This is a genomic window from Microbulbifer sp. ABE4_465 (genome assembly GCF_056160765.1).
On record NZ_JBSWXV010000007.1, the window covers coordinates 182526 to 195264 of the forward strand.

The 12739-nt window shown below is 58.2% G+C and carries 10 protein-coding genes; 4 read left to right on the forward strand and 6 right to left on the reverse strand.

Annotated elements, in window-relative coordinates:
* Window positions 1-130: 130 nt before the first annotated feature.
* Window positions 131-2380 carry a DNA topoisomerase IV subunit A gene (parC, locus tag ACXAG1_RS12740; protein WP_475119900.1) on the forward strand — a complete coding sequence of 750 codons (2250 nt, stop codon included), beginning with the start codon at window positions 131-133 and terminating at the stop codon, window positions 2378-2380.
* Between the two features lie 52 nt (window positions 2381-2432).
* On the opposite strand, the gene ACXAG1_RS12745 is transcribed toward parC, so the two are convergent.
* The 4 genes from ACXAG1_RS12745 to ACXAG1_RS12760 all read right to left on the reverse strand — a co-directional run bounded on the left by ACXAG1_RS12745 (window position 2433) and on the right by ACXAG1_RS12760 (window position 5631).
* Window positions 2433-2846 (reverse strand): DUF2147 domain-containing protein, encoded by a 414-nt coding sequence (locus ACXAG1_RS12745; protein WP_475090717.1) that lies wholly within the window; start codon window positions 2844-2846, stop codon window positions 2433-2435.
* Between the two features lie 164 nt (window positions 2847-3010).
* Entirely contained in the window at window positions 3011-3808 is a 798-nt protein-coding gene (locus tag ACXAG1_RS12750; protein ID WP_475119909.1) for a protein adenylyltransferase SelO family protein, read from the reverse strand.
* Between the two features lie 15 nt (window positions 3809-3823).
* Window positions 3824-4132 carry a hypothetical protein gene (locus ACXAG1_RS12755; RefSeq protein WP_475119901.1) on the reverse strand — a complete coding sequence of 103 codons (309 nt, stop codon included), beginning with the start codon at window positions 4130-4132 and terminating at the stop codon, window positions 3824-3826.
* The gene (locus ACXAG1_RS12760; protein ID WP_475119902.1) at window positions 4129-5631 is read right to left on the reverse strand and encodes a Ppx/GppA phosphatase family protein; all 1503 of its coding nucleotides are present in this window, start codon (window positions 5629-5631) and stop codon (window positions 4129-4131) included. Before ACXAG1_RS12760 ends, ACXAG1_RS12755 begins: the two co-directional genes overlap by 4 nt.
* Window positions 5632-5713: 82 nt before the next feature.
* On the opposite strand from ACXAG1_RS12760, the gene ppk1 reads away from it, so the two are divergent.
* On the forward strand, window positions 5714-7855 hold the full coding sequence (ppk1, locus tag ACXAG1_RS12765; protein WP_475119903.1) for a polyphosphate kinase 1: 2142 nt from the start codon (window positions 5714-5716) through the stop codon (window positions 7853-7855).
* On the opposite strand, the gene ACXAG1_RS12770 is transcribed toward ppk1, so the two are convergent.
* Both ACXAG1_RS12770 and aceK read right to left on the reverse strand, forming a co-directional pair.
* Window positions 7852-8304: a hypothetical protein gene (locus tag ACXAG1_RS12770; RefSeq protein WP_475090712.1), complete on the reverse strand. Its 453-nt coding sequence runs from the start codon at window positions 8302-8304 to the stop codon at window positions 7852-7854. The genes ppk1 and ACXAG1_RS12770 overlap by 4 nt on opposite strands.
* Before the next feature lie 148 nt (window positions 8305-8452).
* Window positions 8453-10210 carry a bifunctional isocitrate dehydrogenase kinase/phosphatase gene (aceK, locus tag ACXAG1_RS12775; protein ID WP_475090711.1) on the reverse strand — a complete coding sequence of 586 codons (1758 nt, stop codon included), beginning with the start codon at window positions 10208-10210 and terminating at the stop codon, window positions 8453-8455.
* Between the two features lie 67 nt (window positions 10211-10277).
* Here aceK and ACXAG1_RS12780 point away from each other — a divergent pair, with 67 nt between their 5' ends.
* Both ACXAG1_RS12780 and ACXAG1_RS12785 read left to right on the forward strand, forming a co-directional pair.
* Window positions 10278-10886: a MarC family protein gene (locus tag ACXAG1_RS12780; protein ID WP_475090710.1), complete on the forward strand. Its 609-nt coding sequence runs from the start codon at window positions 10278-10280 to the stop codon at window positions 10884-10886.
* A gap of 97 nt (window positions 10887-10983) precedes the next feature.
* Window positions 10984-12705: a cation:proton antiporter domain-containing protein gene (locus ACXAG1_RS12785; RefSeq protein WP_475119904.1), complete on the forward strand. Its 1722-nt coding sequence runs from the start codon at window positions 10984-10986 to the stop codon at window positions 12703-12705.
* The last annotated feature ends 34 nt before the right edge of the window (window positions 12706-12739 follow it).

Genomic DNA, 12739 nt, shown 5'->3' on the forward strand with positions numbered 1-12739 from the left:
ATACGTACAGCGGCGCAGGGTCGAATCGTGAGGGCAACCTTTGAACCGGCTGCGGCAGTCCGCCATAATCCCCCTCCTGTATCTCTCTTATCTGTCCAAATACCGATCAAAATAACGAGACTCTCGCAGTATGACCGAGCCCTCCGTGTTTGAAGCCTCCGAACGCCAGCACCTGGCGGACTACACCGAGAAGGCGTACCTGGACTACTCCATGTACGTGATCCTCGACCGCGCCCTGCCCAATATTGGCGACGGCCTGAAGCCGGTGCAGCGCCGTATTGTCTACGCCATGAGCGAGCTGGGGCTGAAGGCCAGCGCCAAGTACAAGAAGTCCGCGCGTACCGTGGGCGACGTGATTGGTAAGTACCACCCGCACGGCGACAGCGCCGTGTACGAGGCCATGGTGTTGATGGCGCAGCCATTCAGCTACCGCTACCCGCTGGTGGATGGCCAGGGCAACTGGGGCTCGCCGGACGATCCCAAGTCCTTCGCCGCCATGCGTTACACCGAATCCCGTATGGGCAAGTACTCCGAGGTACTGCTGTCCGAGCTGGGCCAGGGCACCGTGGACTGGCAGCCGAACTTCGACGGCACCATGGACGAACCGGCGGTGCTGCCCGCGCGGGTCCCCAATATCCTGCTGAACGGTACCACGGGTATCGCCGTGGGTATGGCCACGGATATCCCCCCGCATAACCTGCGCGAAGTGGTGGACGCCACCGTGCATATGCTGGAGAACCCCAAGGCCACCGTCAGCGAGCTGTGCGAATTTATCCAGGGCCCGGATATGCCCACCGAGGCCGAGATCATCTCGCCGCGGGCCGATCTGCACAAAATGTACGAGACCGGCAAGGGCTCGGTAAAAATGCGCGCGGTGTGGACCAAGGAAGATGGCGATATCGTGATTACCGCGCTGCCGTATCAGGCCAGTGGCTCTAAAGTACTGGAGCAGATTGCCGCGCAGATGCAGGCGAAGAAACTGCCCATGGTCAACGACCTGCGCGACGAGTCGGACCACGAGAATCCCACCCGCCTGGTAATCGTACCCAAGTCCAACCGTGTGGACCTGGAGCAGGTGATGAACCACCTGTTTGCCACCACCGACCTGGAGAAGAGTTACCGGGTCAACCTGAATATGATCGGCGTCGACGGCCGCCCGCAGGTGAAATCCCTCGACAAGATCCTCACTGAGTGGCTGAGCTTCCGCACCGTTACCACAAGGCGCCGCCTGCAATTCCGCCTCGACAAGGTGGAGAAGCGCCTGCACCTGTTGGACGGCTTGCTGATCGCCTTCCTGAATATCGATGAAGTGATCGAGATTATCCGCACCCACGAAGAGCCAAAGCAGGAGCTGATGCGCCGCTTCGAGCTGTCGGACGTGCAGGCGGAATATGTCCTCGACACCAAGTTGCGCCAGTTGGCCCGCCTGGAAGAAATGAAGATCCGCGGCGAGCAGGCGGAACTGGAAAAAGAGCGCGATACCCTGACCAAGACCCTGGGCAGCGAGCGTCGCCTCAAAACCCTGATCAAGAAAGAACTGCTGGCCGCCGCCGACGAATTCGGGGACGAGCGCCGCTCACCCATCGTGCAGCGTGAAGAAGCCAAAGCGTTCAGCGAAACCGAACTGTTGAGCAGCGACCCGATCACCGTCGTGCTCTCCGCCAAGGGCTGGATCCGCCAGGCCAAGGGCCACGATATCGATCCGGAATCGCTCAGTTACAAAGCCGGCGACGGCTTCAAGTACGCCGCCCGCGGCAAGAGCAACCAGCCGGCGCTGTTACTGGACAGCACCGGCCGCAGCTACGCCATAGCCGCCCATTCCCTGCCTTCCGCGCGGGGCCAGGGCGAGCCATTGTCCGGCCGTATCAATCCACCTTCCGGTGCCACCTTTGAAGGTCTGTTGATGGGGGGGGATGACCAGAAGGTATTGCTGGCCAGTGATGCGGGCTACGGCTTTATCGCCAAATACGCCGACCTGCAGTCTCGCAACAAGGCCGGTAAAGCGATGCTGAGCCTGCCGAAAGGTGCACAGGTACTGCCGCCCCGGGAAATCGAAAACCCGGAAACTGCAGTACTTGCGGCGGTGACCAGTGAGGGACGTATGCTGGTGTTCCCGGTGTCCGAACTGCCGGAGCTTTCCAAGGGCAAGGGCAACAAAATCATCAATATCCCTGCAGCCCGCGCTGCGAGCCGCGAGGAAATTGTGGTGGGTATTGCAGTGCTGGAAGGTAAAGATCAGCTGATCATCCATGCAGGCAAGCGCCACACGAAGATCAAGCTCTCAGAGCTGGAACACTACGAAGGAGAGCGTGGACGGCGTGGCAACAAGCTGCCCCGTGGCTTCCAGAAGGTGGATAAGGTAGAGGTTGAAAGCAAGTAGAGCCGCTTTCAACCAGAGCTAAAATAAGAGGGCGTTATGCCCTCTTATTGGCTTATTTCGCCGGGTACCAGGTCTGGGTGCGGTAGAAGAAGCCCAGATAGCCGCGAACCTTCAGGTTGCCGCCTTCCTCCCACATCTTGCAGTCATAGACTTTGCCCTTGACCGGGTCGAGAATCTGACCGCCTTCGTACACATTGCCTTTTTTCACCATATCGGTGATCACATTCATGCCGACAATTTTCTTGCCCTTGTTGGAGCCAGGGCAGGCTTCACAGACGGTGTCATCCGGCTTCATCAGCAGGTCCACCACCTTGCCGTAATATTTGCCACCCTGTTCGTAGATTTCCACCACCGACTTTTTCTGGCCGGTTTCATCGTCAATGGTGGTCCAGCGACCGACCACATCGGCAAAGGCCAGCTGGGTGGAGAGAAGCAGGGCGCTCACAGCAGTAATCAGTGTTTTCATGGGGAGATCCATCGCTATTGGTCAGGGTGTGACCATAACATTTTTTATGGTCACAACAGCATTGGGACTTCAATATTAGTGTAGATGTTCCCGCTTTCCTTGGGCGGTGAGTATCTGCTACCCGTGGAGTGGCAGTTAGTGGCAAAACTGCGTAAACACAGGGCTCACGAAGAGCAGCTGATTGGCAGGTGCTTTTCTGCCTCCGGTGGTGCGGCTGCCCACTGCGCGTGTTGCCGGTGCTCGTCGAATGGCGACTGCAGCAAGTCAAACAGGGTCGCCAGGGGCTGGTAGTCCCCGGCCTCCGCCGCCTCGATTACCTGTTGCGCCAGATAGTTGCGCAATACGAACTTGGGGTTGGTCAGCAACATGTCCCGACTGCGGGCTTCCGCGGTGCGTGTCTCCTTTTGCAGCCGTCGGTCATAGTGCGAGAGCCAGCTGGCGAGCGCTCCCTGTTCCGCTGCAGGTACCAACAGCTCCAGCGAGGCGGCGGGTCGCTCGCCGTTGTAGTGGGAGAGGGTGCGGAAAAACAGTGGGTAATCGACGCGCCCCGCTTCCAGTACCTGCAGCAGGTCGGCACACAGTTGCTGGTCGCCATCATCCGCAATGGCGAGCCCAAGCTTTTGTCGCATACGCGCCGCGTAACATTCGATTAGCAGCGGTTGGTACTGCCCCAGGCAATCTTTCAGTGTTTCCGTATCCAGCAGGCTGGAAAATGCGTGGGCCAGTGCATTGAGATTCCACAACACGACACCAGGTTGTGCGTCGAAGGCGTAGCGGCCGGTATGATCCGAGTGATTGCAGATAAACCCCGGCTCGTAGTCATCCAGGAAGCCGTAAGGACCGAAGTCGAAGGTGTCGCCAATGATCGACATGTTGTCGGTATTCAGTACACCGTGCGCAAACCCTACCGATTGCCAGCCGGCGACCAGCTCTGCACTGCGCTGAACGGTAAGCCGTAGCAGTGCTTCCGCCGGTTTCTATATCGATTCGCCGGCGGACTCAGGCAGAAATTGCGCTGTTACAAACTCTACCAGCTTTTGCTGCGCTTCCAGCATCGCGAACGGCACACTGCCCGGGAATAGCTTTGCTCCGCTGGTCAATTGCGCCCAGTCCGGGTGTTGCCGATCATCGGCGTTCAGCCCGAGAATTTCCATCACTGCCGGATTGACGTGAATTGTGTGTGGATTCTGTAGCGGGGCAGGCTGCGTGGGGGTGCCAAACACGGCGCCAAGGTCGGCGTAGCGATGCTGCAGGTGCAGTTTGTTCAGGGATGTTTTTGTACTCACGGGGACGATAATGCCAGCTTGATGCTTTTGTCTTCCCAGCAGTCCACTTCCATATAGAGAAGGTCTTCGATCGCCGGGAACTGGTACAGCCAATTAGCGGGCGCCTGTAAGTGGTAGCCCGGGCCTTCCGCGGATAGCTGCAGGCCATCGATTGCGCGATCCACATGGTCTCTATGCACAATGCAGGCGAGGCGCAGGCACAGCAGCAGGTCGTTGTTGGGATGGAAACCGTAGTGTTCCTGTACCGCCTTGATATCGCCGCGCTGGTTGCGCACCAGGTAGGCGAGGTTTTCCTGTTCGCTCTTACTGAAACCTGCCATGTCCGCGTGTTCAATCATGTAGGCGCCCAGCTTGCGGAAACTGCTATGGGACAGGGATAGCCCGAGCTCGTGTAGATCCGCTGCCCAGTGCAACAATCGCCGTTGGCTCAGCATGGAGTGGGGATTGAGCTGGCCGAAAAACTGCAGCGCCGTATTGGCGACGCGTTTAGCCTGCCCCCGGTCAATTTCCCCTCGCTCCATGAGATTGGCGACGGTATCTGCGCGGCGGTCGCCGCCTGATGCGCGTCCGGCGAGATCGTGAACGATCCCTTCGCGAATGGCATAGGGGGAAATGTGCATCTCCTGGATATCCAGCTCGCGGAAAATACCGTGCAAAATAGCGAGGCCCGCCGCGAACACCGGTCGCCGCTCCGGGTCGAGATGCGGAAGTTCAATGGCATCAACGGTTTTGAACCTGGCCACTTTCTCTGCCAGGGCATCGATATCTTCGCGCAGGATTGGCAGCAGCTCGCCATCGTTGAGTACCCGGGCCACCGACTTGACGGTGCCGGAAGCGCCCATTACCAGTGCGTCATCCGCCATATGCTGCAACTCCTGCAGCTCGGCCTGAGCCGCGCGACGGGCGCGGACAAAGTTATTGTGCTTGCCATTGTCGATCTTGCCGCTGTCGAAAAAGCGTCGGTTAAATGCCACGCAACCCATGCTGATACTCTGCAGCTGGCGGGGCGCTTCCATTCCTCGTACCAGCTCCGTGGAGCCACCGCCGATATCAATGACGCAGCGCAGGCGGGTCGGGCCCTCGGCGGCCGCCATGACACCGGAATAAATCAGGCGTGCCTCTTCAATACCGGAAATGATTTCGATGGGTGCGCCGAGAATTGCCTCCGCGGATTCGAGGAAACCATCGGCGCGGGTGCTGGCGGCGCGCAGGGTGTTGGTACCGACGACGCGCACACTGTCCAGTGGCAGGTCCTGTATGACTGGCGCAAAACGCCGCAGCGCTTCCAGTGCCCGTTCGGCTACCATGGGGTCGAGATTGCGGGCTGCATCCAGGCCCTCCGCCAGGCGCACCATGGCGCGATCAGTGTGCAGGCGCACCATGCGCTGATCGCGGAACTCTGCCAGCAGCAGGTGGAAGCTGTTGGAGCCGAGATCCAGTGCCGCGTAGCGTTCGTGGAGCTCTTCCTGCGGGTTGGCTGTCGAGGACTCTGTTGTCATGTTTTTCGCTGTCAAATCGCTGTAACAAAAATGTAGCAAACTGTGTCGCAATGAACTATGGCTTCAATGGAAGTTCACACACTTGAAACCGAATAATTTGGCGCAGCCAACGGGGCTGATACCCTCGGAAGACACCGGCGCCGCAACGCCTTCCACCGTAACTGCAGTAGAGAGTATGGCAAACGACATCCCCATCTATCCCAAAGAGCTCAGCTGGCTGTCTTTCAATGCCCGCGTATTGCAGGAAGTGGAAGACGAAAGTGTACCGATGATTGAGCGGGTGCGTTTTCTGGGTATCTTCTCCAACAACCTGGACGAATTCTACCGGGTTCGCGTAGCGGATGTGCGCCGCCTGGCCACTTTTACCAAAGGCAGCAAGAAGAAAGATGATTTTTCTGAACTGCTGGGCAATATCAATGAGAAGGTATTGCGTCTGCAGGCACGCTTCGGGAATGCCTACACCAAGGTGCTGGAGGATCTTGGCAAGAACAACATCCACCTGATCAATGAGCGCCAGCTCACTGACGGCCAGCGGGAATATGTCGAAGAGTATTTCCACCGGGAAGTTCTGCCGGAGCTCGAACCCTTTTTCATAGACGATCGCGACACCATGCCGCTACTGAACGAAGCGAGCATTTACTTCGGTATTTATCTGGAACTTGAGGACGGCAGTCTGCGTTTTGCCGCATTGGAGATCCCCACGGATATCCTGCCGCGCTTTATCGCCATTCCCCACCGGGAGCAGAAGCACGAGAAGGTCTATATTGTGCTCGACAATGTGATCCGCGCCTGTCTGGTGGAAGTGTTCCGCTATGTGTTGCCCATTGAAAAAGCGGCGGCGTTTACTTTCAAAATCAGCCGCGACGCAGAGCTGGAGCTGGGGGAGCACGTTACCCAGAATATCGTCGACCGGGTGGCGAAGTCCCTGAAGAAGCGCAAGCAGGCGGAACCGGTGCGTTTGGTGTACGACTCCACCATGCCGGAAGCGCTGCTGCAGCTGATCAAGAAAAAACTGAAGATGGGGCGCTACGACAGCTACACCCCGGGTGGCCGCTATCACAACTCGAAAGACTTCATGAGCTTCCCGGCGGATATCAAGCAGCACACCTACCGCGCCATCAAACCCCTGCCAACACTGCCGGATAGCGCGAATATTTTTGACTGGCTCGACGCCAAAGAACGGCTTTGCTATTACCCGTATCACGACTTTCGCGTGATAACCAAACTGCTGGCCTCGGCTGCCATTGACCCCAAGGTACGGGAAATCCGTATCAACCTGTATCGGGTGGCGAAAAACTCCCGGGTGGTGGCTGCATTGGTAAACGCGGTGCGCAACCAGAAGCAGGTGACGGCTGTGGTGGAGTTGCAGGCGCGTTTTGACGAGCAGGCGAACATCCACTGGTCCAACGAGCTGAGCGATGCCGGCGTGGACGTTATTTACGGTGTGCCAGGCCTGAAGGTGCACTGCAAGTTGATTTCCATCGTGCGTGAAGAAAACGGCCGCGACCGCTATTACAGCCACTTTGGTACCGGAAACTTCAACGAGAGTACCGCGCGTTTTTACTGTGACTTCAGTCTGCTCTCCAGCGATACCAAGCTGGGGCAGGATGCCTACCGGGTGTTCGATTTTATCAAGCAGCCGCACCTGCAGCCCGAATATCACCACATCTGGAGCTCGCCCCACAGCAACCGGCCCAATATCCTGGCAGCCATTGAGCGGGAGATTGACGCGGCCGCCGCAGGGCAAGCGGCGGAAATATTCATTAAGTGCAACAATCTGGTGGATCGCGAGATAATTGAATATCTATACCGCGCCAATGTGGCGGGCGTGCGAGTGCGGATTATAGTGCGCAGCATGTGTGCGCTGCAGTGTCAGGAAAAGGGGCTCTCGGACAATATCAAGGTGATCAGCCTGGTGGATAAGTTCCTGGAACACGCGCGGGTGTATGCTTTCCACAACGGCGGTGATCAGCGGGTGTACCTGTCCTCTGCAGACTTGATGACACGCAATCTGGACCATCGCGTTGAGGTCACCTTTCCGCTGCTGGCCGAGGAGCACCGCGAGACGGTGATGCATATTCTGGAGTTGCAGTGGCAGGATAATCAGAAAGCGCGAATACTGGATGCGGAACAGACCAACAGTCGTATCGCCAATCGCGCGAGTAAACGCAATGTGCGTTCGCAGGATGCCATTTACCGGTATCTGAAAAAACGCGAAATTTAGTTTTTGCTGAACCCCACCAACTTTCCGTTTTCGAATGAAAAGCGGTAGCGCTCACCCACTTTCAGGTGTGCTTTGCAGCGGGATTCTATGGTAATTCGTGGAAACTGGGGGGTGACAACCCAGGTGGAGAAGTCACCCTCGGGGCCACGGCCAATCAGCCAGTAGTGGTCGCCGTGGGCACAGTTGCCCTTCGCCATACAGTTGTCGTATCCCCATACGAAGGCGCGCACGTCGTATTTTGCGGGTGCATTTCCGGCGGGTCGGAAGGGATCTCTGGGATCGCCGGTGATCTCGTAGAGGTCGCCAAAGGTCACTACGTCATAGCCTTTGGCGCGAGTGTCGCAGCTGGCGGCGTGAACATTCACCCCCGCAGCAGTCTCCGGGGCTTTTGATGCGGTGGCCTTGGGTTTCGGCGCCATTTCACTGGGGAGATATCCACAGCCAGTCATTGCCATGCTCCACAGCGCCAAGCCTGTGCACAGTGTGCTACCACCGAAAAACCGCACTTTCTACCTCCTCGGTATCAATCCGCTCATTTAACTATAGCCGTAGTTGCCCGCCGTCCAGCCGCGCAAATGTGGATTTCAAGTCATGTACTTACTGGCGTGGCGTTTTGCTGCGCTTGAAGCGTACCTTGCGGCGATACGGGAAGGTGCTCTCCACGCGCCCGGCACGGATACGCTCCTGCAGTTTCTGCCAGTAGCGATAATCGTACAGATCACTGTGCTGGTCTGCGAAGGCCTTGCGCGCCACCGGGTTGCCGGAAAAAAACAGACGGAACTCTTCCGGGAATACATCGGCTTCGGCCACGGTGTACCAGGGCCTGTCCGCCAGTTCCTGTTCGCTGGTTTGGGGTTCGGGAATCTTGCGAAAATTGCACTCGGTGAGAGGGCAGAGCTCGTCGTAATCGTAAAACACCACGCGGCCATGTCGGGTCACACCGAAGTTTTTCAGCAGCATATCGCCGGGGAAGATATTCGCCGCCGCCAATTGTTTGATCGCATTCCCGTATTCTTCCATGGCCTCAATGGTCTGCTGTTCATCAGCCTGGTCGAGATACAGGTTGAGGGGCTCCATGCGCCGCTCTACATACAGGTGCTTGATGATCACCCACTTGTCGTCCACATGCAGCTTGGAGGGCGCCAGTGCCTGCAGCTCGCTCAGCAGCTCTTCACTGAAGCGGTTGCGGTAGAAAATAAAGTTGGTGTACTCCTGGGTATCCGCCATGCGTCCTACCCGATCGGCGCGGGATACAAACTTGTACTTCTCCTTGACGATTTCCTCGGTGACCGTCTTGGGATTGTCGAACTTGTCCTTGATGACCTTGAATACCACTGGGTATGAGGGCAGGGTAAACACGCTCATCACCATCCCCTTGATCCCCGGGGCGATCACGAACTTGTCGTTGCTCACCTTCATATGCGCGAGGATATGGCGGTAGAACTCGGTCTTGCCGTGCTTGTGGAAGCCGATGGAGTTGTACAGCTCGGACTTTTCCTTGAGCGGCATGATGGTGGACAGGAAGCGCACAAACCGCGAGGGAATGGGTGCATCCACCATAAAGTAGGAGCGGGTAAAACTGAAAATGATACTGGTCGAATCGTTGTCGTGGATCAGGGTATCCACAAACACATGGCCGCGACCGTTGTTGAGGCAGGGCAGGATCAGCGGGATGACCTCGCCGGCAAACATCAGGCGGCCCACCAGGTACGCCGCCTTGTTGCGGTAAAACACCGACTCCAGCATATCCACCCGCAGCCGCTGCTCGTCTTCCTCATCCTCCAGCTTGCCGGCGAGCGGACCCGCGCGCAGGGCCTCGCAGATGTTGTTCACATCCCGCGCCATGTCTTCCCAGGGAATTGAGAAACTGTAGTCGGCGAGGATATCCTCAATCATCGCCGTCAGGCCATCGCGCCCGCTGTAGCTGATATAGATGGAGTAGTCCCGCAGCGGCTTCTCGTCCGGTGCGCGGGACGGCTTTACGAAGATGTGGCTGTCGTGAATATGTGCGTGCTGGAACTGGCTGCAGAACACCGAATTGAAAAACGTCTCGGCAATCTCGTAGTTGTTGTGATTGGCAATCAACTGGCTGTAGGTGGACTTGGCCTGCCCCCAGAGCTCCAGCTGGGTGGTGTCCTTGCTGGTCACCGAGTGCACCAGTTTCAGCACCTGATTGACCTTGATCTTGTAGAGATCGATGCGCTCCTTGTTGGTCTCATGCACCGCAGGCCATGCGGCAGTCTCAAAGCGCGCCTTTGCCCCTAGTGTCATGTTCTGAAAATCCGCAAAATACGCATCGAACCCATTGAGGATGGTTTTGGCGATTCTGCGCGCTGTCGGGGAATGGTTTGTCATGCACTAGACTCTTATGGAATCATGTCCTCTATTTCTTCGATACTAGCACGGGCGAACGGGCAACCACTTGAACGATTGGATCAGCAGCTTTGTCTTTTTCTTTGCCGTCATTGACCCGGTGGGCACACTGCCGGTGTTTATTGCGGTCACGTCCCGCCATACCGAGTGGCAGCGGCGCAAAATTGCGCTGCTCGCGGTCGCGGTAGCAACCGGCATCCTGACGTTTTTCCTGTTGCTGGGGCAATACCTGCTGGAGGCCATTGGTGTGCCGCTGTCTGCGTTCCAGGTGGCGGGCGGCATCGTACTGTTCCTGTTTGCCCTGACCATGATCTTCGGCGAGGGCAAGCCGGAAAGTGAAGTGGAGATCATTCGCGATGGTCGTGAAACCGCTATTTTCCCCCTTGCCGTGCCCTCCATTGCCTCACCCGGTGCCATGCTGGCTGCGGTAGTGCTGACGGATAACCACCGTTTTGATCCCATCCACCAGGTAAAGTCCGCCACCGCCATGTTCGCGGTGCTGGGTATTGTGCTGGTATTGCTGCTGGCGGCGAACTGGATCTATCGCTGGATTGGCGATTCCGGAGCCAGTATTGTCAGCCGCGTAATGGGGTTGATTCTCGCCTCTGTCGCCACAACCAATGTACTGGTTGGGCTGCAACAGTTCTTTATGACCTGATCTTCCCTGGCAGCTAAACTGCCGCACAATTCTAAAACGCCGAACAATGGACGGTGCGCTTTGTGGTGCCCGTAAAAAAGAGTTCTCAGGAGGGGATTTGCACCACGATATCGCACTGATCACAACCATTTCTGTCGCCCTGGGCCTGGCGCTGATTCTGGGATTTGTCGCCGTGCGCCTGCGTATGCCGGCCCTGCTGGGCTACATGATCGCCGGTGTCCTGATTGGCCCGGCAACCCCGGGATTCGTGGCGGATGTGACGCTGTCGCAGCAGCTGGCGGAAATTGGCGTCATTCTGCTGATGTTCGGTGTGGGCCTGCACTTTTCTCTCAAGGACCTGATGGCGGTGCGTCGCATTGCCATCTTCGGCGCCATCGCCCAGATACTGGTGGCGACCGCCCTCGGTGCCGCGGTTGCACATTGGTGGGGGTGGAGCATTGGTGCCAGTGTGGTGTTCGGCCTGGCGTTATCGGTGGCGAGCACCGTAGTGCTGTTGCGGGGGCTGGAGTCGAGAGGCCTGCTGGACAGCCAGAACGGACGCATCGCGGTGGGGTGGTTGATCGTAGAAGACCTGGTCATGGTGTTTGCCCTGGTTCTGCTGCCGGCACTGGCGGGTTGGCTCGGGGGTGCGGTGGGCGCTCAGGACGCCGGCGCGCACGCCGGGACTGGTGGCGAGGCAACACTGCTGGTTACCGTTGCCCTGACCCTGGGCAAGGTGGCGATATTCATTGCGCTGATGCTGCTCGGCGGCAAGCGATTTTTTCCCTGGCTGTTGTGGCAGGTGGCGCGCACCGGCTCCCGCGAGCTGTTTACCCTTGGGGTGATCGCCATTGCCATGGGAATCGCCTATTTCTCCTCGATTATCTTCGGCGTGTCTTTCGCGCTGGGTGCGTTCTTCGCCGGCATGGTGTTGCGGGAGTCCGCTCTCAGCCATCGCGCGGCGGAAGAGTCGCTGCCCCTGCGCGATGCCTTTGCGGTGCTGTTCTTTGTATCGGTGGGAATGCTGTTCGACCCGGCCATGCTGGTCGAGGAGCCCCTGCGGGTCCTGACTGTGGTGGCGATCATTGTTTTCGGTAAGACCCTCGCGGCCTTTGTGCTGGTACTGCTGTTCCGCTACCCGCTGAATACGGCGTTTACGGTATCGGCGAGTCTGGCCCAGATCGGTGAGTTTTCTTTTATTCTCGCGGTGCTCGGGGCCTCTCTCGGGCTGCTGCCGGTTCAAGGGCAGAACCTGATCGTTGCCGGTGCGCTGATTTCAATTGCGCTCAATCCATTGCTGTTTAATCTGATTGAACCTGCCCAGCGCTGGGTGCGCAGCCGCTCCAGGCTCGCGCGGTTTATGGAGCGTACCGACGACCCGCTGGCGGAGCTGCCGATGACTACCGACCTGCGCTCCCTGACCGGGCATGCGCTGATTGTGGGATATGGAGGACTTGGCAGTCATATCGGTGCGCAATTGCGCAACACCGGGATGTCCGTGGTGGTGGCAGATATTCAACGGGAGCGGGTGGAACAGCTGCGCGCGCAGGGAATTCCTGCGGTCTGCGGCGATGGTGCTGACGAGGAAGTGCTGATTCAGGCGCATGTGGCCCGTGCGCGCATGCTCATCATTACGGTGGCGGATACGGTGCGCACCCAGAAGATGATGGCGACGGCGAAGCTGCTGCGACCGGAGATCAGTATCCTGGTGTGCGCGGAAAACGAAGAGGTGGAGCCGCTGCTGCGCAAGGAAGGGGCCACCGCGGTATTCGTCGGCGAGCGGGAGCTCGCGAACAATATGGGGGATTTCGCGGTCCAACGTCTGGCGGCGGAGGCCTGAGTACTTCCGTGGCGGCCGCTGAACGCCTCCCGAA

What these genes read in the sequence shown, in the direction of transcription:
- parC (WP_475119900.1), top strand. Translation starts at nt 131, where the DNA reads ATGACCGAGCCCTCCGTGTTTGAAGCCTCCGAACGCCAGCACCTGGCG.
- ACXAG1_RS12745 (WP_475090717.1), bottom strand. Translation starts at nt 2,846, where the DNA reads ATGAAAACACTGATTACTGCTGTGAGCGCCCTGCTTCTCTCCACCCAG.
- ACXAG1_RS12760 (WP_475119902.1), bottom strand. Translation starts at nt 5,631, where the DNA reads ATGACAACAGAGTCCTCGACAGCCAACCCGCAGGAAGAGCTCCACGAA.
- ACXAG1_RS12770 (WP_475090712.1), bottom strand. Translation starts at nt 8,304, where the DNA reads ATGACTGGCTGTGGATATCTCCCCAGTGAAATGGCGCCGAAACCCAAG.
- aceK (WP_475090711.1), bottom strand. Translation starts at nt 10,210, where the DNA reads ATGACAAACCATTCCCCGACAGCGCGCAGAATCGCCAAAACCATCCTC.